Annotated in this window: 23 protein-coding genes and 1 pseudogene; 15 read left to right on the top strand and 9 right to left on the bottom strand. The window is 62.3% G+C overall.

What is annotated here, in order from left to right; translation table 11 throughout:
- The first annotated feature begins 3 nt into the window (after positions 1-3).
- Together ACI2JH_RS03835 and ACI2JH_RS03830 are read left to right on the top strand one after the other, a co-directional pair.
- Positions 4-762, top strand: coding sequence for a hypothetical protein (locus tag ACI2JH_RS03835; RefSeq protein ID WP_282274946.1), 759 nt, complete (start codon positions 4-6; stop codon positions 760-762).
- 651 nt (positions 763-1413) lie between these two features.
- Positions 1414-1740: a hypothetical protein gene (locus ACI2JH_RS03830; RefSeq protein WP_404735491.1), complete on the top strand. Its 327-nt coding sequence runs from the start codon at positions 1414-1416 to the stop codon at positions 1738-1740.
- 360 nt (positions 1741-2100) lie between these two features.
- Here ACI2JH_RS03830 and ACI2JH_RS03825 read toward each other — a convergent pair whose 3' ends face one another.
- The 6 genes from ACI2JH_RS03825 to ACI2JH_RS03800 form a co-directional block, all read right to left on the bottom strand.
- Complete coding sequence (locus tag ACI2JH_RS03825; RefSeq protein ID WP_282274944.1) at positions 2101-2616, bottom strand: beta-lactamase hydrolase domain-containing protein; 516 nt, start codon at positions 2614-2616, stop codon at positions 2101-2103.
- 139 nt (positions 2617-2755) lie between these two features.
- Complete coding sequence (locus tag ACI2JH_RS03820; protein ID WP_404735490.1) at positions 2756-3532, bottom strand: sulfite exporter TauE/SafE family protein; 777 nt, start codon at positions 3530-3532, stop codon at positions 2756-2758.
- Positions 3533-3538: 6 nt separating this feature from the next.
- Positions 3539-5221: a bifunctional protein tyrosine phosphatase family protein/NAD(P)/FAD-dependent oxidoreductase gene (locus ACI2JH_RS03815; RefSeq protein WP_282274941.1), complete on the bottom strand. Its 1683-nt coding sequence runs from the start codon at positions 5219-5221 to the stop codon at positions 3539-3541.
- 16 nt (positions 5222-5237) lie between these two features.
- Complete coding sequence (locus ACI2JH_RS03810; RefSeq protein ID WP_282274940.1) at positions 5238-5654, bottom strand: DUF6691 family protein; 417 nt, start codon at positions 5652-5654, stop codon at positions 5238-5240.
- Entirely contained in the window at positions 5651-6088 is a 438-nt protein-coding gene (locus ACI2JH_RS03805; RefSeq protein ID WP_282274939.1) for a YeeE/YedE family protein, read from the bottom strand. The genes ACI2JH_RS03810 and ACI2JH_RS03805 overlap by 4 nt, the downstream gene beginning before the upstream one ends.
- Positions 6085-7041, bottom strand: a complete 957-nt coding sequence (locus ACI2JH_RS03800) for an MBL fold metallo-hydrolase (protein ID WP_282274966.1) — start codon at positions 7039-7041, stop codon at positions 6085-6087. Before ACI2JH_RS03800 ends, ACI2JH_RS03805 begins: the two co-directional genes overlap by 4 nt.
- 130 nt (positions 7042-7171) lie before the next feature.
- Here ACI2JH_RS03800 and ACI2JH_RS03795 point away from each other — a divergent pair, with 130 nt between their 5' ends.
- The 3 genes and pseudogenes from ACI2JH_RS03795 to ACI2JH_RS03785 all read left to right on the top strand — a co-directional run bounded on the left by ACI2JH_RS03795 (position 7172) and on the right by ACI2JH_RS03785 (position 9140).
- Entirely contained in the window at positions 7172-7810 is a 639-nt protein-coding gene (locus tag ACI2JH_RS03795; protein WP_282274938.1) for a peroxiredoxin, read from the top strand.
- Positions 7811-7836: 26 nt separating this feature from the next.
- Positions 7837-8112 (top strand): annotated as a pseudogene (locus tag ACI2JH_RS03790) (ArsR/SmtB family transcription factor); the annotation flags it as partial.
- A 131-nt stretch (positions 8113-8243) separates the two neighbouring features.
- A complete protein-coding gene (locus ACI2JH_RS03785) occupies positions 8244-9140 on the top strand; it encodes an MBL fold metallo-hydrolase (protein WP_404735489.1) in 897 nt (298 codons plus the stop codon).
- Between the two features lie 55 nt (positions 9141-9195).
- On the opposite strand, the gene ACI2JH_RS03780 is transcribed toward ACI2JH_RS03785, so the two are convergent.
- Complete coding sequence (locus ACI2JH_RS03780; protein WP_282274936.1) at positions 9196-10521, bottom strand: ATP-binding protein; 1326 nt, start codon at positions 10519-10521, stop codon at positions 9196-9198.
- Positions 10518-11183, bottom strand: coding sequence for a response regulator (locus ACI2JH_RS03775; protein ID WP_282274935.1), 666 nt, complete (start codon positions 11181-11183; stop codon positions 10518-10520). Before ACI2JH_RS03775 ends, ACI2JH_RS03780 begins: the two co-directional genes overlap by 4 nt.
- A gap of 130 nt (positions 11184-11313) precedes the next feature.
- On the opposite strand from ACI2JH_RS03775, the gene dsbD reads away from it, so the two are divergent.
- From dsbD to ACI2JH_RS03755, 4 genes are all read left to right on the top strand, one after another.
- Positions 11314-13335 carry a protein-disulfide reductase DsbD gene (gene dsbD / locus ACI2JH_RS03770; RefSeq protein WP_282274934.1) on the top strand — a complete coding sequence of 674 codons (2022 nt, stop codon included), beginning with the start codon at positions 11314-11316 and terminating at the stop codon, positions 13333-13335.
- On the top strand, positions 13332-14171 hold the full coding sequence (locus tag ACI2JH_RS03765) for a TlpA disulfide reductase family protein (protein WP_282274932.1): 840 nt from the start codon (positions 13332-13334) through the stop codon (positions 14169-14171). The genes dsbD and ACI2JH_RS03765 overlap by 4 nt, the downstream gene beginning before the upstream one ends.
- A 2-nt stretch (positions 14172-14173) precedes the next feature.
- On the top strand, positions 14174-14947 hold the full coding sequence (gene dsbG, locus ACI2JH_RS03760) for a thiol:disulfide interchange protein DsbG (RefSeq protein ID WP_282274930.1): 774 nt from the start codon (positions 14174-14176) through the stop codon (positions 14945-14947).
- A gap of 218 nt (positions 14948-15165) precedes the next feature.
- Positions 15166-15972, top strand: a complete 807-nt coding sequence (locus ACI2JH_RS03755; RefSeq protein WP_282274929.1) for a trypsin-like serine protease — start codon at positions 15166-15168, stop codon at positions 15970-15972.
- Positions 15973-16039: 67 nt separating this feature from the next.
- Here ACI2JH_RS03755 and ACI2JH_RS03750 read toward each other — a convergent pair whose 3' ends face one another.
- Complete coding sequence (locus tag ACI2JH_RS03750; protein WP_282274927.1) at positions 16040-16633, bottom strand: tyrosine-type recombinase/integrase; 594 nt, start codon at positions 16631-16633, stop codon at positions 16040-16042.
- 296 nt (positions 16634-16929) lie between these two features.
- Here ACI2JH_RS03750 and ACI2JH_RS03745 point away from each other — a divergent pair, with 296 nt between their 5' ends.
- The 6 genes from ACI2JH_RS03745 (at position 16930) to ACI2JH_RS03720 (ending at position 24736) form a co-directional block, all read left to right on the top strand.
- Positions 16930-18729 (top strand): ATP-dependent endonuclease, encoded by a 1800-nt coding sequence (locus tag ACI2JH_RS03745; RefSeq protein ID WP_390328686.1) that lies wholly within the window; start codon positions 16930-16932, stop codon positions 18727-18729.
- A gap of 5 nt (positions 18730-18734) precedes the next feature.
- A complete protein-coding gene (locus ACI2JH_RS03740) occupies positions 18735-20444 on the top strand; it encodes a UvrD-helicase domain-containing protein (RefSeq protein ID WP_390328684.1) in 1710 nt (569 codons plus the stop codon).
- A 291-nt stretch (positions 20445-20735) separates the two neighbouring features.
- Positions 20736-21407, top strand: a complete 672-nt coding sequence (locus tag ACI2JH_RS03735) for a bile acid:sodium symporter (RefSeq protein WP_404735488.1) — start codon at positions 20736-20738, stop codon at positions 21405-21407.
- Positions 21408-21493: 86 nt separating this feature from the next.
- The gene (locus ACI2JH_RS03730; protein ID WP_404735487.1) at positions 21494-22468 is read left to right on the top strand and encodes an ABC-three component system protein; all 975 of its coding nucleotides are present in this window, start codon (positions 21494-21496) and stop codon (positions 22466-22468) included.
- A complete protein-coding gene (locus ACI2JH_RS03725) occupies positions 22458-22931 on the top strand; it encodes an ABC-three component system middle component 2 (RefSeq protein ID WP_404735486.1) in 474 nt (157 codons plus the stop codon). Before ACI2JH_RS03730 ends, ACI2JH_RS03725 begins: the two co-directional genes overlap by 11 nt.
- On the top strand, positions 22931-24736 hold the full coding sequence (locus tag ACI2JH_RS03720) for a hypothetical protein (protein WP_404735485.1): 1806 nt from the start codon (positions 22931-22933) through the stop codon (positions 24734-24736). Before ACI2JH_RS03725 ends, ACI2JH_RS03720 begins: the two co-directional genes overlap by 1 nt.
- Positions 24737-24827 lie beyond the last annotated feature (91 nt).

Genomic DNA, 24827 nt, shown 5'->3' with positions numbered 1-24827 from the left:
TCCATGACCCTCAAGGTCACTCGCGGTCCACAAGTTGGCGAATGCAACATCTGCGGCACCTGTGGCCCCATGACTGTTGATCACACCCCACCTAAGGGCTGGGCACCTTGTGTGCCCATGCAGGTGATGGAGGTGATGGAGCCCCTGAAGGAGAGTCAGCGGCACAAGTACCAGAAGGTCAACGACGGTGTGCGTTTTCGATCGCTATGCGAGAGGTGCAATCGTGATGTCTTGGGCACGCTGTATGACCCTGAGTTGCTCCGTTTGGTGGATGCGGTGACTGCACTGCCCAAGACATCACTGCACATTCCAGGGGTGCAGTTCGTCAGAATCAGGCCACAACGGGTGATGCGATCGGTGATCGGCCATCTGTGCGCTCAAGGGGTCAACCGATACAAGAAGGGCGACATCACGCAGCCGCTTCGGGACTACCTACTGGATCCAGCGTTGCCTTTGCCTGACATGCTGAGCCTGCACTACTGGCTGTTCCCCTTCCCCACTGTGGTGCTCACCAAGGACGCGAGAATCATGAACCTAGTGACCAGGCAGAACAGCATCCTGTGGTCGATGAAGTGCTTTCCGCTAGGTTTCGCTCTAACCGATCGAGATTACGTGTTCGATGGTGTTCCACCTCAGCACAAGATGAACCCGTATCGACACAAGGGTGTGGACGACTTTGTTGAGTTGCCAGTGGACCTGATCACCTTCCCACCTCGGCCGTTCCCAGAGCATCCAGCCGACAACAGCATGATCGCTTATTGACCTCAATCCACACTGGCCAACGTCAGTCCTCCGCGAGGCAGGGTTCTGAACCACCTCAAAAAGTGATCAAGCACGCCCAGTTGTGGAACCCTGCCCTACAATCGCTGTGTCTGAAGACCACAGTATGGATGCTATGCGGAGGCGTTGTACCGATGGTTCGGGCACGAGCCGAACATCGAGTTTCAGCCGCTCGAGGCCTGGAAGGCTACACAGTCGCCCGCTCAAGCCCATCATGCTGAGGAGCACATCACGCGGAGGCACTCGTTCTCAACTGAGAAGGCGCGAACCCGTGTCGGCTATAACCCGCGCTACTCGAGCCTTGAGGCAATCAAGGAGTCGGTGACCGCCGCGATCAAGAGCGGCGAGATCTCAGCCTGATTTTCTCAGAGACCTGGTTAGTTCCGAGGAAGCTCAAGCGCTCTGCTGACTTCAACTTCGGTAGTTGTCCTACTCCGGGGCATATAGCGCCTCTGCATGCTTGTCTTACAGCACGTGCGCGCGTCGCGGCTCACACCCTTGGGTTATCCAGCCGCTCTGCCGGCTTACGCCCAGCGCACTTTGCTGTCTTTACAGGGGGCTCGGGAGCTCCAACTATGTCCGCTTCCGGGCCTGGGCGTCCTCCCGGTACCGGCAACGGCGGCTGTGCTATTCGTGGTGATCGCAGCCGTCGCACCGCAACTCGGCCCGGCACTGGACGCGGTGCTGCAGGCTGCGCCTTTCTACGTGGTGTTCGCCGTGGCCGCGCCGCTGCTCGGGTGGCTGGTGGCGCGCGCCGCGAAGTTGCCTGCGGACCAAGGACGCGCGATCGCGTTCAGCACTGGCACCCGAAATTCACTGGTCGTTCTCCCGCTAGGGCTCGCCATCCCGGGGGCGCTACCGCTCATCCCGGCGGTGATCGTCACCCAAACGATGATCGAACTCGTGAGCGAGTTGGTCTACATCAAGGCGCTTCCCCGCTTAGGAAAGAACATCAGCTGATCAAAACATTGGGCCTATGCAGTAGAGCTGCGGTCAATGGCGCGACTTTCGACGTCCGCTTCCGGACAGAAGCGGACACAGGGTCGGCCAATGTCTAAGCGTTGGCTGCAGACAAATCATGAATAGATTCTCGCAAGATCTCTCATTTGCCTGAAGAACGCTGATCTTGCAGCGCCGCTATAGCCGCTTTAAACGTGCAACGCGCCGTTACGCTCACGTCGGCATAAAACGTAGGCATAGGAAACGCTTTCACGAATTATTCAAGGATATGTAGTTTGAGTCTTTGTCCGCGACACCGCAGTACGAAAATTTCCCGGCATATCCTGACCGTTGGCTAGTTAGCGTCTCGCTTGTCCTGCTCTACGGGCCAGCAGCCTCAATCTTGCGGCGCACCTCTTCCTCCAACCCTTTAAGGCCCCAGGCTCTCCCGATCGCGATGGCCTCGTCCGTCTCCACTCCATCCACCCATGCGGCTCTAAGCGCCGCTATCGCGCCGACGCGGTTGCCGCTAGCACAGTGAACCAGCAGGGGTCGCTGTGCATTCCGAACAATTGAGTCGAACGCAAATACGTTCTCTCGGGTGAGGTCGACTGCGCCGCGCAATGGCAGGTTGGAATACCGCAAGCCGGCCGCACGGACTGAAGCCGCCTCGTCAAAATCAGGAGTCTCCGCGTCCGGAGTAAGGTCGATGACGTGACGTATTCCAGCATCGTAGACACGTGCAATGTCCTCGGCCGTTAGCCGACCTGCCGACACGACGCCCGGGGAAGGCGAAACCGCGTCAGCGACTGCGGGAAGAATGGCCGATGCGGTGGCAAATGCGCAGCTGGGGCCTGCGAGTGCGACAAGAATAAGGAATAGCGAGGTGTACTTCATGACATTGCCCTTCAAAGCAATCAACGATCCAAGTCAGCAGATTCCTGCCAAGATCGATGGAGTGGATGACCGAACCAAATGCTGGGGCGGCCCGAAACGGGTAAGCGCCGCAACGCGATTCGCGGGGGAAATCCTTGAGCTACATCGCCATAAAACTTTGATAGAGCATGTACAAGGCCACCACAAAGACCAAGCTCGCAAAAATTGTGTTCAAAGTTCCGCGAGATTGAGCCAAGCGGGTTGCGACGGATGCGCCGATCAAGCCGCCAACCAATCCGCCTCCGATGAACACACCAGCCAGCGTCCAATCAATTAGCCCTGACCGCCCGTAGTTGAGCGCGGTCGTCAGCCCAAACGCGGTGACCGCGACGAGTGAACTACCGATCGCCAGCAGCATTGGCATCCTTGTAGCTGCAATCAGGCCGGGAACTATCAGGAAGCCGCCGCCGATACCGAAGAAGCCGGATAACGCCCCAGCGAGGCCGCCTAATCCAGCCAGGCGGGGACCGGTGGTGCGATCTAGGCGCACATCCGTCTTACCGCCCTCACCGCGCCCACGCAGCATGAGTGCGCCGACTACGAGCATCAGCAGCGCGAACAAGAACAGCAACTTCTGGCCATCGATCGCCTTGCCCAGCGTCGAGCCACCGTAGGCCCCAATCACACCTGCAGCCGCGAATACAGCTGCGCAATCCCAGCGAACGTTACCGCGGCGCGCGTGGTTTGCCAGGTTCATAGCTGCATTGGCTGCAACCGCGAGCGCGCTGGTGCCTATTGCGATGTGGGGATTGTTGACACCTACCACGTAGACCATCAGAGGCACAGCCAGGATCGAGCCGCCGCCACCGACAAGTCCGAGGGTGAATCCCACCAAGACACCTGACAGGCCACCCAGCACCAGCTGCATGAAGTCCATTCCCGCTTAGCCCTCTGCCTTCGACACTCGTGGCTGTGGTGTGCACAACCATTCGCGCCCCTTCAGCATCCCGTGCCAGTACAAAACCGGCAACGCTTCTGATTTGAGATGCCACGCCAGCCGCGAAGGCTCGCGGCCGTCGATGAGCCAGCGTGGAAAGGTCGGCATCAAAGTGCCGCCGTAGCCGAACTCGGCGAGAACGATTTTCCCGCGCTCTACGGTCAACGGGCACGAACCGTAGCCGTCGTAAGCGGCGGGCAGTGGAAGACCGTCTAGAGTCGCGAGTACATTTTCCGCCACCACCGGCGCTTGCTTACGCGCCGCTGCGGCCGTCTTTGCGTTAGGTGTATTCGTGGCGTCGCCCAAACCGAAGACATTGGCATGTCGCACGTGACGCAATGTGTCCGGCGCGACGTCCAGCCAGCCGGCTTCATTGGCCAAGGCGCTGTCACGTACGAGGCTTGGCGCACGTTGTGGCGGACAGACGTGGAGCATGTCGAAGCCAAGTACTTGGTCTGATTTCACGCCATCAGGCGTTTGGCGTTGGAATGTTGCAGTCCGCGCTTCGCCGTCGACCGCGACCAAACGCGAGCCGAGGTTCAGTCCTATCGCGTAACGTTCGATATAACGCATCAGCGCGGGCACGTAGGCCTCGACCCCGAACAGCACTGCACCCGCGTTATGAAACTGGATATCAATGTCGCCCAACACGCCCTGTCGCCGCCAATGGTCAGCAGACAGGTACATCGCTTTCTGCGGCGCTCCCGCACACTTGATAGGCATAGGTGGCTGGGTGAAGAGCGCACGGCCGCCTCGCAATTGCTGTACAAGCTGCCACGTGTACGGCGCGAGATCCTGCCGATAATTGGATGTCACGCCGTTCTTTCCCAGCGCGGCGCGCAGGCCCGGGACGCCGTCCCAATCCAAGGTCAAGCCTGGCGCCACCACGAGCACGCGGTAACCAACACACTCGCCGTTCTGCAGCGACACCTCGTTGCGCTCGCAGTCAAATTCCGCTGCCGCTGTCCGCTTCCATGTCACGCAATCTGGAATCAGTGAAGCCATCGGCCGGAGTGTTTCATCGAGGTTGAAAACGCCTGCGCCAACCATAGTCCAGCCAGGCTGGTAGGCATGCTGATCGGCGGCATCGACCACGCATATACGAAGGTTCGCGCGGCGCTTCAGCAAGCTGGCCATCGTCGCTAGGCCAGCGGCGCCCCCGCCAATCACCACCACGTCGAACGCGTCGCGTGTTACCTGGGTCGGCGCCGGTGCGGTCGCCTCAAGTGTCGGCCTCAACGCGGACAGGTCGTACCCAGCGCTCTGCGCGTCGGCCAGCACCTCGCTAGCTGGACGTCGACGCGCCTGACCCAGCGCCCACAGCGTGGTCGAGCGGGTACCTGTTCGGCAGAACGCGAGAGTCGGACCAGTTGCCTGTGCGAGCGCGGCTTCGAAGGCATCAACGTCGGCAGGGCCGATCGCGCTGCCGACCACTGGCTGGTGCACGAACGTCAAACCGTGGCGCTCCGCTTCGGCAGCGAGCGTAGCAGTCTCTGGTTGGTCGTCTGCCTCGCCATCCGGCCGATTACTGATCAGCGTGGTGAAGCCGGCTTCAGCTATCCCAGCGATGTCGGCGACGGCGATCTGGGATGCGACGGACAGGCGGTCGTCGATTCTGGTGTAAGGCATTAAAGTTCCTCCGAGATCAAGCAGTTCGCACATGAAGTACGCGATAAATAGTCATACCAGCGAGCATTGCAGCGGCGAACGTGAGGAACGGCCATTGCAGCGTGACGAGGGCCGCAACCGCTGGCCCGGGGCATAGGCCAACCAGACCCCAGCCAATGCCGAATAGAGAGGCACCGCCTAGCAGCCGCGCGTCGATACTCGGGTTATCAGGCACATGGAAGCTGGCCGCCGCCAGTGGGCGTTGACGGCGTCGGCGCCATGCATAGGCCAGCGCCGAGGGCACCAATGCCGAGCCCATGACCAGCGCCAGCGTTGGATCCCAGCTGCCTGCAACGTCAAGAAACGCCAGCACGCGCGCAGGATTGACCATGTCCGAGATCACCAGACCCGTGCCGAACAGAAGACCGCATATCAACGCGATCGCGCGACTCACTCGCCACCGCCGATCACATGCCGCATGACGAAAACGCTCACCGCTGCGGTCGCCATAAACACACCCGTGGCGGCAAGCGAACGCGGCGATAAACGTGCGAGGCCACAGACCCCGTGGCCGCTGGTGCATCCAGAGCCCAGCCTAGTGCCGTAGCCGACCAGCAACCCACCGGCGACCAATATCGGCCACGACGTGGTGACTTCGAATGAAGGTGTGCGAATCCAAGCCAGCGCAGCCGCCGTACCCGCCAGCAGGCCCGCGATGAACAGTGCCGATTGCGCTCGCGCGCCATTCGGACTGAGCCTGGTCGCGCTGGCCAGCATGCCGGACACGCCCATCACCCGGCCGGCGACGATCAAGTAAAGCGCGGCCGCGATGCCGATCATCAATCCGCCGGCGACCGGCCAACCCCAGTGCAACGAGGCGACGTTCACAACGCGTCCATCGGCAGCTTCAGGTAGCGCACGCCGTTGTCCTCGGGCTCGGGCAGGTGGCCGGCGCGCATATTCACCTGCACAGACGGCAGGATCAGTTTCGGCATCGACAGCGTCGCGTCACGTGCCTCTCGCATAGCGACGAACGCTGCCTCGGTAACGCCTTCGCGCACATGGACATTGCCCGTGCGCTGATCGCCAATTGTTGTCTCCCACGCAAACTCATCGCGTCCCGGTGCTTTGTAGTCGTGGCACAAAAACACGCGAGCCGCGTCTGGCAGCGCGAGCAGACGGTGGATAGAGCGGTACAGCGTGGCCGCACTGCCGCCGGGAAAGTCGCAGCGTGCGGTGCCATAGTCGGGCATAAACAGCGTGTCCCCGGGGAACACCGCATCACCGATCACATAAGCCATGCAGGCTGGCGTGTGGCCCGGTACGTGCAGTGCGACGGCCTCTAGCCCGCCGATGCGGAACCGGTCGCCGTCGGCGAACAGTTGATCGAACTGGCTGCCGTCACGCGCGAATCGCGTATCGGCGTTAAAAATCTTCCCAAAGTCTTCCTGCACGCTAGTGATGTGCGCGCCGATCGCGAGCCTGCCGCCCACACGCGCCTGCAGCAACGGCGCCGCCGACAAATGATCCGCGTGAGCATGGGTTTCAAGCAGCCACTCGACCCTCAAGCCGTTGTCGCCGACGTAATCGACGAGACGCTGTGCGGATTCGTCTTTTGTCCGACCGCTAGGCGCATCGAAGTCAAGCACGCTGTCGACAATCGCGCACGCTTCGCTGTCGGGATCGCGCACAACATGACTCACCGTAGACGTTGTCGAGTCGAAGAACGACACCACAACCGGTCGAGGACGAGCTGCCGCTATCGCCTCTTCGATCAATGCGCAGGCCTGATCCAACGGCGCATCGCGGGCTTCAAAAGATGGAGTCGAGAGAGGCGGCATGACATTGGACCCTGGCGTGTTCGGAACTACATTTTCATAGTTTACGTAACTGTGCAAGTATTAGTCCTCCACATCGACATCGCGCTCCCTCATCGCTAGCGTGGAGCGCCCTGAGGACAACACCGACTTCATGCCTGATACGCCTGCCCATTCACCGCTCCGATTGCACGAGCCGGCACCCGCATTTCGTGCCCGCACCACCCGTGGCGATATCGCGTTGGAGGACTACCGTGGTCGCTGGGTGCTGCTCTTCTCGCATCCGGCCGACTTCACGCCGGTCTGCACCAGCGAATTCATCGCTTTTGCCCGTTCACAGCCGCGTTTCGAAGCCCTCGACTGCGCACTGCTCGCGCTGTCGGTCGACGGTCTGTTCTCGCATTTGGCCTGGTTACGCGATATCCATGCGCGCTTCGGCGTGACGATCGGGTTTCCGGTGATCGAAGACCCGTCGATGGCGATCGCCCGCGGTTACGGCATGGTCGATCCCGCGGCCGGTGATAGTGCGACGACACGCGTCACCTATGTGATCGATCCCCAAGGCATCGTGCGCGCGATGAGCTGGTACCCGATGGACGTGGGCCGTTCGGTCGAGGAATTGCTGCGACTCGTTACCGCGCTGCAGACAGCCGATAGCGAAAGTGCTGCGACGCCAGAGGGATGGCAGCCTGGCGATCGCTTACTCGAACCTGTTGCCTTGGACGCCGATGCTGTACTCGCCGTGCAGCCGGCCGATAACGAGGCCTGGTATTTCCGCTGGCGGGCGCCATGACCATGTTGCCCGCCGATCTGGAGGCCATGAAGGCGCACGTACCGGAAGTCGCCGAGCTTCTGCGCATGATTGCGACGCCCACGCGTCTGCTGCTGCTGTGTCAGATCTCCCAAGGCGAACCGTCCGTGGCCGATCTCGAACGCGATCTAGGCTTGCGTCAGCCAGGCTTGTCCCAACAACTCGCCGAACTACGACGCAACGACCTAGTCAAGGCACGGCGCAAATCAAGATCGATTCATTACTCGATCGCCGATCCACGTTTGCGGATCTTACTTAGCGCGTTGCACGCGATCTTCTGCAGCAATGTTGTCAGCCTGCCTGCACTCGGTAGCGCCCCCATTGCCGCGACGCCATCCATTCCGACGCACGCGCCTGCCAGTCAGGCCGCGCGCTTCGCACGCATCGTGCGTTGAACGACACCCAAGGAGGAGCCATGCCTTTACAGCGCCATCCACGCGAGGACGCCATCGTCCATTCGTTGTACGACAAGAAGACTGGCAGCTTCCAATACGTGATCGCCGATCCCGCCAGCCGTCAAGCCGCGATTATCGATCCAGTGCTCGATTTCGACGAAAAAGCGGGCTATGTCGCGACTACCAACGCTGACGCGCTGCTCGCGCACGTGGAGCGTGAGGGGCTCAAGGTCGTTTGGATCCTCGACACTCATCCACACGCCGATCATCTGTCCGCCGCTCCGTACCTCAAGGAGCGTCTGGACGCCCCAATGGCTATCGGCGAGCGCGTAACCGGTGTGCAAGCGTTGTGGAAGGATCTCTACGGCCTCGACGATCTCAACACCGACGGCCGGCAGTGGGACCGGTTGTTTACCGACGGCGACGTCTTCGAGATTGGCGCACTGAAAGCTCGGGTGCTGTTCTCGCCAGGCCACACAATGGCGTCAATTAGTTATGTAATCGGAAGCAGCGCATTCGTTCACGACACTCTGATGATGCCCGACAGCGGCACCTCGCGCGCCGACTTTCCTGGCGGCGACGCGCACCAACTCTATGCCACGCTGAAGCGTATCCTCGCACTGCCGGCTGACACCGCACTGTTCGTCGGCCACGACTATGGCAAGGACGGCCGCGATCCGGCCTGCATGAGCACAGTCTTTGAGCAGCGTGCGAGCAACATCCACTTGGCCGGCGCTGTCGACGAAGCGACGTTCGTGCGTACGCGCGAAGCGCGCGACGCGACTCTTCCGCTGCCTGCGCTGATGCTGCACGCGCTACAGGTCAACATCCGCGGTGGCCGCCTTCCGGAGCCGGAAGCCAACGGGCGACGCTATCTGCGGATTCCGCTTGGACAGTTCACACCTCCCGAGGCCTGAGCGCCGTGGCGCAGTTGAATTGCGTGCGCCTCGACGATACCAATCCATAAAGCGGTCAGGTGATTGCCACCAGCAATGTCGCGACCAGACCGCCACCAGCTCGTGGCGCTAGGTCGAGACGGCCGCCGTGCCGCGCGGCGATCGCACGTACGATTGAAATACCGAGGCCTGCGCCCGCGCGGCCGGGCCGTTCCGCATCGCCACGCCAGAAGCGCTGGCCGGCCTGTGCGATCTGTGCAGATGTCATTCCGTCCCCCCGATCGGCGATGGTGATGCGGCATTTGCCTTCGCCATCGTCGCAAACGATCCCGAGCTGCACGATGCTTTCGTCAGGCGTATAGCGCAGCGCGTTGTCGAGCAAATTGCGCACGGCCGTTGCGAGCATCGAGTGCGGGATAGGGGTCGCACGATCGTCGGCCCCGACGCGCACGATTCGCCCGCGCGCCGCGGGCTCCAGCCAGGCGAGGGCGTCTTCAAGCGCACTCTGAATCGAATCGCAAGCATCGCCCTCAGGAACGGCTGACTCGGCGCGCGCAAGCGCCAGCATTTGGTCGAGCGTGCGCGCCAGGCGTCGCACGCCTTGGTCAGCCTGCCGTAGTGCATGCGGCACATTGGCATCGCCGCCCATGCGAGCGATCTGCAAATGGGTGTCAATGCCGGTTAACGGCGTGCGCAACTCGTGAGCCGCGGCGTCGGTGAAGGCGCGCTGCTGGGCGATCGCAGCAGCGAGACGTTCGAGCAGCCCGTTGAGCGCTTGCAGTAGTGGTTGTAGCTCGCGCGGCGCCCGACGATCGTCCAGCGGCGACGTGGCCTCGATGTCTCGGTTCTGCAGCTTTCGGCGCAGGGCATCAAGCGGCTGCAGCCCGCGTCCGATGCCGATCCACAGCGCCAGCAGGCCGCCAAGGACCGCTAGCCCCATCGGAACGGCTGCGGCGGTCAGCAGCCCACGCACCAGTGCGTCGCGTTCGTCGCTTCGATCGGCTGTCGTGACGAGGAAGTCGCCGGCCTGCAAGGTGTAGGTCCGCCAGGCCGCGCCGTCGATGAACACATCGGCGAATCCCGCCGCGGGCACGATGCGCCCCGCCAGCGCAGCATCGCCGGTGGCGGCCAGCACTTCGCCGCGCAATGAGCGGATCTGGCAGGCAATGCCCTGACCCCCGCCGACGCTGACTGCGCCCGAGAGCATTGGGGTGGCTGTTGCAGATTGCACAGCCGAGCGTTGCAGCAAGCCTGAGACCATGCGCGCCGACATCGCGAGTCGATGGTCCAAGGTGCGATCGAGGTTGCGGTGGAGGTCGTGCGCCAGCCACGCCGCCGCCCCCGACCAAAGCATGGACAGCGCCAGTCCGGCGATCAGCACCACCCGCAGGCGCAGGCTCACCGCGGCGTCCAGCCCAAGCGATATCCCAAGCCGCGTTCGCTCTCAACCGCTTCACTGCCGAGCTTGCGGCGCAGGTTGTGGATGTGAACGTTGAGCGTATTGCTTCCGACATCGGCATCCAACCCATACAGCCGCTCGCGCAGTAAGTCCGCTGACAGCCAGCGGCCACGCGCGTCGGCCAGATGTGTCAGCAGGTCGATCTCGCGCCGCGACAGCGGCACAGTCTCTCCATCGAGCCATGCTTGGCCGCCATGGGGTTCGATCCGTAACGGGCCTGCCTCAATCTGCTGCACCGCGCGCCCACTCCCGCGGCGCACTACCGCATGCAAGCGCGCGCCGAGCTCACGCAGATCCACAGGTTTGACCAGGTAATCATCAGCGCCCCCATGGAGGCCAGCGATGCGGTGCTCGATTGCATCGCGCGCGGTTAGTACCACGACCGGGACCGCGATCCCCTGCGCGCGCAACGCGGCCAACAACGTCAGTCCATCGACATCAGGCAATCCCAGATCGAGTACGAGCGCGTCGAATATCTCATCGAGACAGGCCGCCTCAGCTTGGGCCCCACTGACCACAGCACGTGCCGCCATGCCTTGCGCGCAAAGGCCGGCGACAAGACCGGCGGCAATCAACGCATCATCTTCGACAACCAGTACGCGCATTCCGGATCTCGAGTACATGGAGGTCACTATGCTAGTCGCTGTCGCAGCGAGACGCCAGCCGCACGCCACTTAAGTCCCACTTAAGCGGTGGAGGTGATGGTGTGCGTCGTCCACGCTTCAGGTACATGTCTTGCGTCGTCGCCTCACGATCCTCCTGCTATCGATATTCACCGTCACCCTTGCGTGGGCGGGCACCGGTTTTCCTCTGTGGCAGAGCAGCGCAGAGCGCGAATTCCTGCCGGCGGAGCAGGTCTTTGTGCCCGGCACCGTGCGGCAGGAAGGGAACAGTTGGGCAATCGAAGGGCGCATTGCCAGTGCGCACTACCTCTATCGGCATGCACTACGTTTGGTCGATGCGGATGGCGCTGAAGTCACGCTACGCACGCCTGCCGGCATACCTCACCGCGATGAGTTCTTCGGTGACACCGAGATATACACCGGCTCGCTGCCCATTACGTTTCCAGGCAATGCGCGTGGCCCGCTGCAGCTGCGCTGGCAGGGCTGCGCCGAGGCAGGTATCTGCTACCCGCCACAGACGCTAGTGTTAACGCTGCCCGGCAGCGCGACTGAGCGTCGCGCGGACGCTGCGGCTTCCGACGCCACAATGCCCGCCGCAGTCTCCGGCCCGGCGCGAGGCGCTGCGGCCGCGGATCCCGTGGCGAAAACGACCCAGCCCGCCCTGTTGACCGCCACACCAGCGATTAAAAGCGCATCCAGCTCTTCGCCATCGGCGCCGGCGGCCGACGCCGCGACGCAGGTGTCAGAGACAAAGAGTGATGCCGTGGTGGCACCTGCCGCCTCGCCAGTGACGACGCCGCCAGTACGCGCACTGGAGCCGCCCGCCCTCGGCGAAGACCAAGCCACTGCGCAGCGCCTCGCCAGTCTTGGCCCGGTTGCAGGCACCCTGCTGTTTTTCGGCTTCGGCCTGCTGCTGGCATTCACACCTTGTACGTTGCCAATGCTTCCTATCGTGTCCGGTTTGATTGTCGGTGGTGATGCCAGACCACGGCGCGCGGTCGCGCTATCGGCGTCCTACATTCTGGCGATGGCAGCCGCGTATGCGGCAGTCGGAGTCGTGGCTGGACTAGCCGGTGCAAACCTGCAGGCTGCGCTGCAGGCGCCTTGGCTGCTGGGACTGTTTGCGGCGCTGTTCGTTCTGCTGGCTGCATCACTTTTTGGCCTCTTCGAACTGCGGTTGCCATCAACGCTTTCTAACCGTGTTGCGCAGGCCGGCGAAACGCGCCGGGGCGGCAGCCTGCTCGGCGCGGCCTCTCTCGGCCTGCTGTCGGCCCTGCTAGTGGGGCCGTGCATGACCGCGCCATTGGCTGGCGCATTGCTTTACATAGGTCAAACTGGAAGCGCGGTCACTGGAGGTCTCGCGCTGTTCGCGCTCGGGCTCGGCATGGGTCTGCCGCTCGTTTTAATCGCTGTGTTCGGTGCACGAGTGCTACCCCGGCCTGGACCTTGGATGGACCGCGTGAAATCTGCGTTTGGCTTCGTGATGCTGGGTTTGGCAATCGTCATGGTGGCGCGGTTCTTGGCGGCACCAATCGTAATGGCGCTTTGGGGCGCATGGCTGCTGGGATTGGCCGTTGGGCTGTTTGCTTGGGCAAGTGCGGTGACGCCGGCAGCGTCGGGGCATTGGATGCTGCGCTTCGGCGCGCTCTTTGCTGGACTCTGGGCAACATTGATGTTGGTCGGCGCAGCATCGGGAGGTAGTGCTCCGTTGCGGCCGCTGGAAGCTCTGGGCGGCGGCTCCTCTGTAGCTGCGACGTCGTCCGCTAAGCCTAACTACATCGAGGTGAAATCCATCGCTGATGTCGATGCCCGCATCGCCGAAGCGGCGCAGTCCGGACGCTGGACGCTTATTGATGTTTACGCTGACTGGTGCGTGTCCTGTCACGTCATCGAACGCGAGGTATTCGGTCATCCCGAAGTCGCTGAGCGCCTAGCGTCGATGCAAATCCTCCGGCCCGACGTCACTTCGCACGACACAACTGACCAGGCTCTGCTTCGGCACTGGGGCGTGCTGGGCCCACCAACGCTGATCCTCATAGGACCGGACGGACGCGAGCGTCGCGCTCAGCGAACGGTTGGCGAAGTCGATGCACGCGGTTTCATTGCTCAGCTCGACGCGGCAGGTGTCCCGTGATCGGTCTGGGCCCATTTCCAATCACGATCGTGGTGGCGCTGCTCGCTGCAGTCTCAGCCTTTGTCATGGCCCGCTTGAGTGCTCGCCGTCTGCCGGAAGCGCCCTCGAAAACTGCAGGCGCACTTGTCGTCGACGCGCTGTTCGTCGGCCTGCTTGCCGCCCGTCTCGGCTATGTGCTGCGCTGGTGGCCGCAGTACGCCGCCGCGCCGTGGTCGGTGATCTCGATCGGCGACGGCGGCTTCGCGTGGTGGGCGGGATTGCCTGCCGCCGTGGGCTTCCTGCTGTGGCGCACTCGGAGCATGCGCGTCCTGCGACGGCCGACTCTGCTCGGCGTGGCCGCGGGGCTGGCGGTATGGCTGGCCGCCAGCGGCACGCTGACGCTGCTTCAGCACTCGGCGCCGCCGCTGCCGGACACGCCGCTGGTCACGCTGGACGGCACGCCGAAAGCGCTGTCGGCCTATACCGGCACGCCCGTGGTCGTGAATCTCTGGGCGACGTGGTGCCCACCGTGCCGACGCGAAATGCCCGCGCTGGCCGAGGCGCAGGCGCGCTATCCGGATGTGCGCTTCATCCTGGCCAACCAGGGCGAGGACGCCGCCACCATCCAACGATTCCTGGAGGCCGAGAACCTCGCGCTCAGCGACGTGCTGCGCGATCCCGGCTCCGACATCATGCGCACCTTCGGCAGCCGCGGCCTGCCTACAACCCTGTTCTTCGATGCCGACGGCGGCCTCGTCGACACCCACATGGGCGAACTGACCCGCGCCAGTCTCGCCGACACCCTGCGTCGTCGCTTCGACGCGCATCCGAACGTTTCCCCCGCCTCCACGGAGTGACCATGTCCCGTTTTCCGTTACTGACCGCCACCGCGCTCGGCGCACTAACGCTTGCCTCCACCGCCTGCAGCCATGCCGAGGACGGCGGGCGCCCACCCGTGCTCGACGCGCTGCAGGACCAGGGACTGGAGATCGTCGAGGAGTTCAACGCCGGTGCCGGCCTGCGCGGCTTCGCCGGCGTCGCCGGCCAGCGCCCGATCGCGGTCTATGTCACCGGTAGTGGCGAGGCGATCGTCGGCACGCGCGTCGACGCCAACGGCGAGGAGATCGATGCTGGCCGTCTGCAGGCGCTCGTCGCCAAACCCATGGGCGAGAAGACCTGGACGCAACTCGAGTCCGCACAATGGGTGCGCGACGGCCGCGAGGATGCACCGCGGGTGATCTACGCCTTCAGCGATCCCAACTGTCCCTACTGCAACCGCTTCTGGCAGGCGGCGCGGCCCTGGGTGGACGCCGGCAAGGTGCAGATCCGACACGTGCTGGTCGGCGTGATCAAGGAGGACAGCGCGAACAAGGTCGCCGCGATCCTCGGCGACGCCGACCCGGGCGCAGCCCTCGCCCGCAACGAGCGCGCCTACGCGCAGGGCGGCATTCCGCCGTCCGCGACGGTACCGGCGGACGTGCGCCGCGTCCTCGACGCGAACCAGATGCTGATGATGGAACTGGGCTTCGGCGGCACCCCTGCGCTGGTGTTCCGCGATGCCGACGGCACCGTGCAGCGTCGCGGCGGCATGCCGCAGGGCGGCGATCTCAACGTGGTCATGGGACCGCGCTGAATTGTTCTTCAAGCAAGACCAACCGCTCACTTTGACTCGCAAACCTTAGCGCAGTAGTAGTGGTTACACGGCAATTGCAGCGCAAAGACGAGTGTCCGCTTCTGGCCGAAAGCGGCCATCTCGAGGCCCGTATCTAGCCGCTGGCGAGCTTTCGAGGCCACAATAGGCTTTCACGACAACGGATGTTGCGAATGCGCCGCGCGGCTCTTCTGATCCTAATGATCTCTTTCAGCGCGAGCGCTGTCGTCATACGAGATGACATTCCGGACCTGCAGTATCGGATGGCTGCCTCTGAATTTCCGGCGCTTGCCGATGTACCCGGTGAAGGCCATGGAGTCCTCATCGCGCCACAGTGGGTGCTCACTGCCGCGCACGTAATCAGTTGGCAGCCTGCGATGGACGTCGTTGTCGTCGGTGGTACTCCCTATGCCGTCAGTCGCGTTGTCATCCATCCGGGCTACAAGAAGCCGCCTCAGGAGATGACTGATTCGGCAATCAAGTCGGGGGATTGGGCGGCATTCCTGGAGTTCATCGCCTCCTCGGACGATATTGCTCTAATCCACCTTTCGAAACCGGTCCGCGATGTCGTGCCCGCGGCCATTTACAGTGGATCGGCGCTAGGTAAAGTCGTCCGGATCATGGGCCCGGGCGCTACCGGCACGGGAGCGGAGGGGCACCATCCGCACGGCCCGAATCGGACAGACCTACGCCAGGGCTACAACCAGATAACCGCCTCGGATGGTCGGTGGATCTCCTACACCTTCGACAAACCGCCAGCTGCACTTCCCCTAGAGGCCTCGGCCGGCAATGGGGACAGCGGCGGCCCCATGCTGGTCGCTGTGGACAACGAGTGGCACGTTGCCGGAATCACCTCATGGAAGCGTGTCGACGGCAACCGGATGGAGATTCACCCAGGCATGTACGGACAAACCAACTATGGGGTGCGCCTCAAGTACTACGAGGAGTGGATCCAGACGACGATCGCAACGGATGTACTTATCGGAAGGGGCGCAGAGGAGCGGTAGATCTCGGCCGCGCTTTAGGCCGAAGGCGGCCTACGAAACTTGAGGTGCGGAGGTCGCGCATACCGAGTTAGGCCTCTGTTTGCTCCGCCATCTCCAAGGCATCCTCAACCTCAATTCCGAGATACCTCACCGTGCTCTCGAGCTTGGTGTGCCCTAGCAGGATCTGGACAGCGCGCAGGTTCTTGGTGCGTCGGTAGATGAGCGAGGCCTTTGTCCGGCGCATGCTGTGCGTTCCATACGCCTGGCGATCGAGCCCGATGGCGGTAACCCACACTGAGACAATCCGCGCGTATTGCCTGGTCGAGAGGTGGGCGGCCCGATCCGACCGCCCGGGGAACAGGTGGGAGCCAGATGTGAGCTGAGCTTGGCGTGCCCATTCCGCGACGGATGCTCTGGTCAGGTCAGTCAGTTCGAACTGGACGGGCCTGCCAGTCTTCCGCTGTAGCACGATTGCGCGCTTGGCGATCGCGGTACCCTGGGACACGTCCCTCAGCCTAAGGCTGACAAGGTCGCAGCCCCGCAGTTTGGAATCGATGGCCAGGTTGAATAGCGCTAGGTCACCGGCGCTGTCGCTCAGTTGTAGCCGAACACGGATGGACCAGATCTCGCTAAGCCTGAGGGGCGCTTTCTGGCCGACCAGCTTTCCCTTGTTCCATGGCACACGTTGAGATGGCGTAGGATTCTCCTCGGTAGGAGACTCCACAATGTCAGCCGATAAGAAGAGTCAACGCAGGTCGGCTTCCGGCCATTAGCAGACGCCGGCTCGGTGGCTGCTTCCCACCAAGGGGACAGTGACCAAGAACTAAAGAAAAGAGGCCGCCCTGTAGATGGCCACGAATACTAGAGCGCAATTCGGGTGCGGCCCCGACGAGTAGAGTGGCCGGCCTCTTGCTCTATTGGGGCAGACCACGTATGCATCTCCTCGGCCGAACTAACGAGCCACAAGGGGGGAGCTTCGTGAAGATTGTTCAGGCCAAGATCGAGAACTTCCGAGGGATTGTGCAGGGCGTCGTTCACTTCGACGGTCACAGCGTGCTCGTTGGCGATAACAACGCGGGCAAGTCCACGCTGCTTGAGGCGATTGATCTCGTACTGGGCCCAGAGCGGCTCTCCCGACGTCCTGTTGTCGACGAACACGACTTCTATGCAGGCCAATACCTCAACGCCGAAGGTCAGCCGATCCCGCTGGTAGTCGAGGTCATCGTCGCTGACCTCAACGAGGAGCAGCTTCGACACTTCCGGGAGCATCTAGAATGGTGGAACACCAACACGAAGACGCTACTGTCCGGTCCGCCAGTGGAGGGCGCGGATGCCGCTGGGGTCGGGCCCGCGCTGCGCGTCTTCTTCCGTGGCGCCTACGATTCGGAGGAAGATGACTTCCTCGGCAATACGTTCTTTGCGTTGCCCGCCCCCATCGGCGCCGGCGAATACCAAACATTTCGCGCCACCGACAAGCGAAAATGCGGCTTCCTATACTTACGCACGGTGCGCACCGGCTCGCGCGCGCTCAGCCTGGAACGTGGATCGCTGTTGGACGTAATTTTGCGCCTTCAGGATTCTCGCCTCAGGATGTGGGAGGAGTTGCTTGATTCGCTACGCGTTCTCCCCGTAGCCGACAAGCCTGAGCTCGGCGTCACCACGCTGCTGGCCGCGGTGCAGGCTTCGATCAAGAAGTTCGTCCCGTCGGACTGGGCAGAAGATCCGCACATGCGCGTCTCGGATCTCACTCGCGAGACGCTGCGCCGCACGCTGACAGTGTTCATGGGTACGGGAACCAAGCGCCTAGATGGCAGCAGCTACGCTGCGCCGTACCAGCACCAGGGCACAGGCACCATCAATACGTTGGTGCTCGCGCTGCTGTCCATCATTGCCGATCTCAAGCAGAACGTAATCTTCGCCATGGAAGAGCCTGAGACGGCGCTGCCTCCCCACACGCAGAAGCGCATCATCAACAGCGTGCGTGAGAAGTCGGCGCAGGCCCTATTCACTTCGCACTCGCCGTACGTGCTCGAGGAGTTCGAACCGGCTCAAATCAAAGTGCTCAAGCGGACCGGGGGCGTGATGACCTCCACCCCTGCCAGCCTGCCGCCAGCGATCAAGCCGAAAGCCTACAAGGCGGAGTTCCGTGCGCGCTTCTGCGAGGCGCTGCTGGCCAAGTACGTCCTCATCGTCGAAGGGCGAACAGAGTTCGACGCACTGCCTGCTGCCGCACGCACGCTCAGCAGGACCGATCCTCTGTATTTCAAGTCTCTCGAAGCGCTCGGCGTGGCGGTCATCGACGCCAAGACGGACTCGCAAGTTGCGCCGCTTGGCCACTTCTTCAGGGGTATGGGCAAGACTGTATTCGCGATGTTCGACAAGCAAGACGAAACACAGCTTGCCCTCATTCGTGCCGCGGTCGACCACCCGTACGAATCACCCATGAAGGGATTCGAGTCGCTGGTGCTGCAAGGGAGCAACGAGAACGCAATCAGGCGCTACGCGCTGAGCGTCGTGGCCGACGGTGAATGGCCACAGCACCTGACAGCTGTGACGCCGAAGGCGGAGTCCGATTTAGCTGCGCTGAAGAGCGCGCTGCTGCAATATTTCGCTTGGAGCAAAGGCAGCGGCCAAGCGGCCGACCTACTCGCGTCCTGCACCAGCTGGCGGGAGATGCCCGAATACATCGCCCAGTGCCTGTACGGCATATTCCAAGTAATTGAGCCTCCGCCTCTGCCAGCACCTCCCGCTCCTCCAGTCGAGCCCGCCGCGGCCTGAAGCCCATGGTCTGGAGTCCGCAGAAGTCCGCCTTCCTGGCCTGCCCCGGACACGCATTGGCGCTGGCAGGCCCGGGCGCCGGAAAAACCCACGTGGCGCTCGTCAAAGCCCAGCAGCAGGTCGCCAGTGGAACGCTGAAGCCGGGTCAGAAGGTGCTCTTCCTAAGCTTCGCGAGGCCAACGGTCGCGCGCATCGTCGAGAAAGCGGCGGAGCTGATTTCGCCGGAAGAGCTCAAGCACCTGGAGATCAACACGTACCACGGGTTCGCGTGGAGCATCCTACGCAGCCACGGCTACCTGTTGAACACCGGTCGGGCGATCACCCTCCTGCCGCCGCCTGAGGCCGCGGCCCACTTCGCCGACGTGGACGCAGGTTTCCGCGAGCGGGAGATGCTCCGCCTGTTCGAGGAGGAGGGGCGGCTACATTTCGACCTGTTCGCTCGGCTGGTCGCACAGCTCTTTCGGCGCAGTGCTCGGTTGGCGAACATTTACTGCGACACCTATCCCATGGTGATCCTCGATGAGTTTCAGGACACCAACGCCGACGAATGGGCGCTGATCCAGGAACTAGGTCGACAAAGCCGGCTGATCGCGCTCGGAGACCCCGAGCAACGCATCTACGAATTCCGGGGTGCCGATCCCCGCCGGCTAGGTGAATTCGTAGAGGCCTTCCAACCTGGGAGTTTCGATTTCTCGGGCGAGAACTACCGAAGCAACGGGACGGACATCACCGTCTTCGGCAACGACTTGCTGACCGATCGGAACCGCGGCAAGGAATACACGCACGTGAAGGTCGCGCGCTACGGATTTCGCAGGAACCAAAGCCCGCACTTCCGGGCCAAGGCGGAGGTGCTGGCCGCGCTCCGGCGCCTGCGCAGCGAGCCGAACACGTCAGTAGCCGTTTTGGTGCCCTCAAAGGCGTTCATGCTGAAGTTCTCGCAGTACCTGTCCTCGGATCTTGATGGCCTACCCGCACTTCGGCACGAGGTGGCGATGGACGCGGAGTCACCGTCCTTGGCGGCCAACGTCATCGCCGTGCTGCTTGGAGGAGGCCCCGCAGCGGCGCTGGCATCACGTCTGGTCGCCACGCTGCACACCCACATTCGCGGCCGCGCTGGCAACAAGGCGCCTGCGCAGGCGGAGATGGACCTCGCCGGCGCCATCGGCACCTACATGTCGACGGGAAAGATCCGCGGCAAAAACAGGGAGCTTGTCGTCAAGGAGTGCCAGAGGCTCGCGGCCGAGCGGTTGCATCTCAGGCTCTCAGGAAACCCCGAGGAAGACTGGTCTGCGATGCGAGAGCTAATCGCAGCGTCACCAGCGCCCCATGTGGCCCGGGTAGCGGAGGACGCGCGGTTTCTCCGCCTGCTGCACAGGGGGTCCGCGCTGCGCACGGCACTTAGTGAGATGTGGAGGACGCAGGGCGACTATGCCGGTGCCGAGGCGGCGCTTGGTGATGCCCTCCTTCAGGAGCATTTCGTCGCCGCGCAGAAGGAGTGGGGCGGCCTACATGTGATGACCATCCACAAGGCCAAGGGGAAGGAGTTCGACGAGGTCGTCGTGTATGAGGGCACCTTCTCTGGCCGCATCGTGGCGGCGAATGCAGATGCTAGGCGCATCGCGCAGTCCCGTCTGGCGCTCCGCGTTGCGGTCACGCGCGCCATCCGTCGCACGACTATCGTGACCCCCCAGAGCAATGGCTGCGTTCTTCTCTAGTCACTGAACATTCCATTGCGAACGACCGCTACTGGCCGATAGCAGACATGGGAAGACCTGCAAAAGCAGGAGAGCTCCGTGAGAGGCTAAGGCGGAGCCTTCAATCTGAAAGCAGCTCGCGCTTTGGGTGTTCTTTCGCAAGACTGTGCTGAGCCACTCTGAGCTTGCGCAAGCTGGCTACTGACATGGCTACGCACGCCGGCTCCTACGGGCAAACGCCGCTGGATGTACTCGTGGATCGCCTGGTCGCGATAATGCAATCCCGATACTCGTCAATTCGACAGGCAGCACATGAGTCTGGCTTCATTGCGCGACACGCTCGAAATGCGGCAGGTGCCGATCTATTTCGTGGCCATGGCGGCTGCAGGAGTGCTCGCGTGGCTCTGGAACGGCACCACGCGTCTGACCGTCGCCATCGATCCGCTTCTGGCCTTCATGCTGTTCGTAACGTTTCTCCAGGTACCGCTGACCGAGCTCACGCGGGCGCTTTCTAACCTGCGCTTCCTGGCCGCGTTGCTGATCGCGAACTTCGTGGCAGTGCCACTGCTCGTCGCGCTATTGCTGCCATGGCTGCCTAACGATCCACTGCTTAGAATCGGCATGCTGCTCGTGCTGCTGACGCCCTGCATCGACTACGTCGTGACGTTCGCCCATCTGGGCAAGGCGAATGCGAAATCGCTGCTGGCGTCCACGCCGCTGCTGCTTGCGCTGCAAATGGTGCTGCTGCCGGTCTATCTCGGCCTGTTTCTGGGCGAGGCCGCCGACGGGCTCGTCCAGCTTGGGCCGTTCTTGCACGCCTTCCTCTGGCTAATCGCGCTGCCGCTGTCCCTGGCTGCGCTCTGCCAGGCCTGGGCCGCACGCATGCGCATCGGCGCACGCCTCGTCGAGCGCCAAACCGGACACTCGGATCGCACGCCTTACACGTTCGACGTAGATTCGGATATCGTTCTCGGCAGCAGCTGAGCCGTAGGCAACGCGGGGGCGCGGTGACCACTCCTAACTATCAGTCCGGGCCCGCGAGCCCCACGCCTCAGCAGCGTCTGCTGCTCATGGACGACGTTAAATGGGAGGCGTTCATCGAGCGCTGCGCTCGTCAGCTGGAAAAGGAAGGGCAGTACGTACAGGTCATCCGGCTGGGCGGCGCCAATGACAAAGGCCGAGACGTCTGTGGCTACACATGTTACCCGCCCACTGCAGGCACGTGGGACCTGTACCAAGCGAAGTACTATGGCGGTACGCTCTCGCCTAGCGACGTGATTGGCGAGCTCGTAAAGTTTCTGACCCACGTTCACGATGGTGCCTACAGCCGTCCGCGACGGTACTACCTGTGCGCGCTGAAGGTTGGTGCGTCGCTGCAGGACTACCTCTTAGATCCCGATAGCATGCGCGACTGGGTTATGACCGAATGGGAGCGGAAGAACGGCGCCTTCGGGCCGTTCAAGCGGGCTTGGGACCCAGCAATTCGTCAGTTCCTTCTCACCTTCCCTTTCTGCATCTTTTCCAGACGCACGCCTGATGAACTTCTTGAGATGCATTCTCGTAATGGTGCCGAGCATTGGCAGCATTTCGGAGTGCTGCACTCGCGAGGACCGAACCCGAAAACGCCCGATGCGCCGGACCCGATGGACGAGCGCTATCTCAAGGCGCTGCTGCGCGTGTACCAGGAGCAAACGGGTCTGAGCGTTACGGCAATCGAGAACATCCCGAAGACTTACCTGAAGCATTTCGCTGCACAGCGTCAACTCTTCTACAGTGCCGAGGGCTTGCACCGCTTCAGCCGCGACAAGCTGCCGGGCGCATTTGGCGCGTTGCTGGACGACGTTGAGATAGGCGTCTCCGGCGTGGCCTGTGTTCCACACGATGGTTCTTGGACGCGCCTAACGCAAACGCTACTCACCGCCAACTCGCTGCAGGTCAACGATAACCCTCTGCACTATCGACTGCAGGCCGGCGACCTTCAAGGCACCTGCCACCATCTGGTGAACCTAGAGCGCCTGAACTGGGCAGACGCAGATGAAGAGTAGCTCACAGGTCTTCAACACCCCATTCGAGCTCGGCATCCGCGTGGTCTATCTGCTCCATGCCCTGCATCCGCGAAAGCCAGACCTCCAAACCCTTTTGTACCTCGACTATGCCGTCATCTACAGCGCTGATGTCGGTGGGCCCGAGAGTTTGCATACTCCCGTTCCGCTGCGTGGCGTTGAGTATGCAAGTCGGAGGGAAGCGATCCAGTCGGGACTTTTTCTCATGGCAAGCCGGGCTTTCATCGACGCTACGGCCACCTCCGAAGGCATCCGTTATGGCATCGGCGAGAGCGGGCCAGCGCTAATAGACCTGCTTGACGGAGCGTACATCCGGGCATTGCGCGAGCGCTGCGCGTGGGTCGCTCGAGAACTCGGGCATTGGAGCGACGATGACCTGGAAGCGCTGCTTGGCGCCCGAGGATCGCTCTGGAAAGCGCACTTCATTTCCACGGACGGCCCATAATGACGAGGCTTTCGATACACAAGCTGGTACTTACCGGGCCCACCAAGCCGAACGCAGAGCTGACTCCCGGCGGCGCCTCCCATCTGGTGTTCGGCCCGACAGATACCGGCAAGTCCTACATCGCGGCGAGCATCTCTTATTGCCTCGGCAGCAACGAGAAGCCCCTCGACGTCGGCCTATCCGAGGGATATACCCGGGCGGCCTTGCAGGTACTTGTGGCTGACGGATCAAAGTACACCTTGTTTCGCGACCTCATCGCGGGCAATGAAGTCGTGCATACCGGCTTCCACGACTTGCCTCCACCAGCACAGCTTCCCGTGGCAGAAGACATCGCTCCGCTTCTTGTCCGATGGAGTGCCGCCGCGAACAAACGGATCCTGGTCAAGAGTGGCGTGCTGGCCGGTGTCACTGCAGGCGATCTGCGCCGCCTGAGCGTGTTTGACGAGATCCGGACACTGGACAGGGTGCCGCTGGAGGGTAAGGACAAGCTGTTCAAGATGCGCAACCGCGCCGCGGTCGCGCTCGCGCTAACCGGGATCGACGACTCTGGTGCGACGCTCGCGTTAAAGACCGATGCCCGGAACATCGCCAAAGGTCACGTGCAGGCGCTTGAGGAAGAGCTAACGTCCCTACGCGCTAACATTCCAAACGGCTGGACCCGGGCCGATTGCATTGATGGGCTGGGTCGTATTGAGCAAGAGATCGAAAGCATCGACGCCTTCATGCGAACCAATGCTGAAGGCTTGGCGACGCTGAAGGCGCAGCATGAGGTACTCGATACCCGGCTACGTGCAGCAAAGACGGAACTGATACGGGGGCGCGAAACTCGGGATCGATTCGAACTTCTGGACGAAAAGTATGAGAACGACTTCAACCGCCTGACCTCACTTATTACGGCACTGGACGTTACCGCGTCCTTCGAAGTACGCCCTTGCCCCCTGTGCAAGTCGGACATCAACCACCAGCTCGGCCACGACGATTGGCAAGACATGGACCTTATCGGCCAAGCGGCCAACGCCGAGCTGGCGAAGATCACTACTCTCAGACGAGGGCTGGCGGTCGCCCTCCATGATGTGGACGGGGACATCGAACTACTGCATGCCACCGTCTCGGCCTTGAACCAGGACACTGCGGCAAATCTTAACGAGCAGGCGAGCATAATTCGCCCTGCCGCGCAGGACGTCAAACACGACCACCTAGGTCCGCTCTCCGAGCGACGAGCCGAGCTGACAGTGGCGCTGCGCAGTTTCGAACGGATCGGGTCGATAGAACAACGACTCAGTGAGATGAAGGCGAAAGCGAAACGCAAAAAACAGGAAATTTCTCGAGATTTTTCTGGCAGCGCGGACGAGCTTTGCCGGCGTATTTCGGAGCTGCTCGCCGAATGGCGAGTGCCGATGGTGCATGCCGTACATTTCGATGAGAGCCACGCAGATCTGTACATAAACAACCGGCAGCGTGTGTCGTACGGTAAGGGCAAACGCGGCATCTTCCTGACCGCCTTGGTCGTGGCGCTGATGGAGCGAGCGTTGGAGCTTGGCCACCCCCACATAGGACTAATCGCCATCGACTCTCCGGTGGTCACCTACAAAGACCCCAAGCACGGCAGCCAGGATCCGGACGAGGCACTAGACCCGTCAGTAAAGGACCAGCTTTACGCTTGGCTGGCCGACAGGAAGGGGCCGGGTCAAATCATCGTTCTCGAAAACGAGGAACCCTCGTCAGACGTGCAAGCACGTTTGGGACACACCGAATTCGTCGGCTCAGGCAAGGCCGACGGACGTCGCGGCTTCTTTCCGCTTTAGCGTTCGAGCGAGGCGGGCACGATTGGGACAGAGACATGCGCATCGAAGTTAGCGTAAGAGTCTTTGGGAGGAGGCGGCCGTTCCTACTCAT

The organism is Stenotrophomonas sp. NPDC078853 (assembly GCF_044901215.1).
GTDB classification, from domain to species: Bacteria; Pseudomonadota; Gammaproteobacteria; order Xanthomonadales; family Xanthomonadaceae; genus Stenotrophomonas; species Stenotrophomonas lacuserhaii.
This window is presented reverse-complemented; position numbering and strand designations above follow the sequence as displayed.

Bases quoted from the DNA above. Each gene is read 5' to 3' on its own strand.
- ACI2JH_RS03835 (WP_282274946.1), top strand. From the start codon at position 4: ATGACCCTCAAGGTCACTCGCGGTCCACAAGTTGGCGAATGCAACATC.
- ACI2JH_RS03825 (WP_282274944.1), bottom strand. From the start codon at position 2,616: ATGAAGTACACCTCGCTATTCCTTATTCTTGTCGCACTCGCAGGCCCC.
- ACI2JH_RS03820 (WP_404735490.1), bottom strand. From the start codon at position 3,532: ATGGACTTCATGCAGCTGGTGCTGGGTGGCCTGTCAGGTGTCTTGGTG.
- ACI2JH_RS03815 (WP_282274941.1), bottom strand. From the start codon at position 5,221: ATGCCTTACACCAGAATCGACGACCGCCTGTCCGTCGCATCCCAGATC.
- ACI2JH_RS03800 (WP_282274966.1), bottom strand. From the start codon at position 7,041: ATGCCGCCTCTCTCGACTCCATCTTTTGAAGCCCGCGATGCGCCGTTG.
- ACI2JH_RS03795 (WP_282274938.1), top strand. From the start codon at position 7,172: ATGCCTGATACGCCTGCCCATTCACCGCTCCGATTGCACGAGCCGGCA.
- ACI2JH_RS03785 (WP_404735489.1), top strand. From the start codon at position 8,244: ATGCCTTTACAGCGCCATCCACGCGAGGACGCCATCGTCCATTCGTTG.
- ACI2JH_RS03775 (WP_282274935.1), bottom strand. From the start codon at position 11,183: ATGCGCGTACTGGTTGTCGAAGATGATGCGTTGATTGCCGCCGGTCTT.
- dsbG (WP_282274930.1), top strand. From the start codon at position 14,174: ATGTCCCGTTTTCCGTTACTGACCGCCACCGCGCTCGGCGCACTAACG.
- ACI2JH_RS03755 (WP_282274929.1), top strand. From the start codon at position 15,166: ATGATCTCTTTCAGCGCGAGCGCTGTCGTCATACGAGATGACATTCCG.
- ACI2JH_RS03740 (WP_390328684.1), top strand. From the start codon at position 18,735: ATGGTCTGGAGTCCGCAGAAGTCCGCCTTCCTGGCCTGCCCCGGACAC.
- ACI2JH_RS03735 (WP_404735488.1), top strand. From the start codon at position 20,736: ATGAGTCTGGCTTCATTGCGCGACACGCTCGAAATGCGGCAGGTGCCG.
- ACI2JH_RS03730 (WP_404735487.1), top strand. From the start codon at position 21,494: ATGGACGACGTTAAATGGGAGGCGTTCATCGAGCGCTGCGCTCGTCAG.
- ACI2JH_RS03725 (WP_404735486.1), top strand. From the start codon at position 22,458: ATGAAGAGTAGCTCACAGGTCTTCAACACCCCATTCGAGCTCGGCATC.
- ACI2JH_RS03720 (WP_404735485.1), top strand. From the start codon at position 22,931: ATGACGAGGCTTTCGATACACAAGCTGGTACTTACCGGGCCCACCAAG.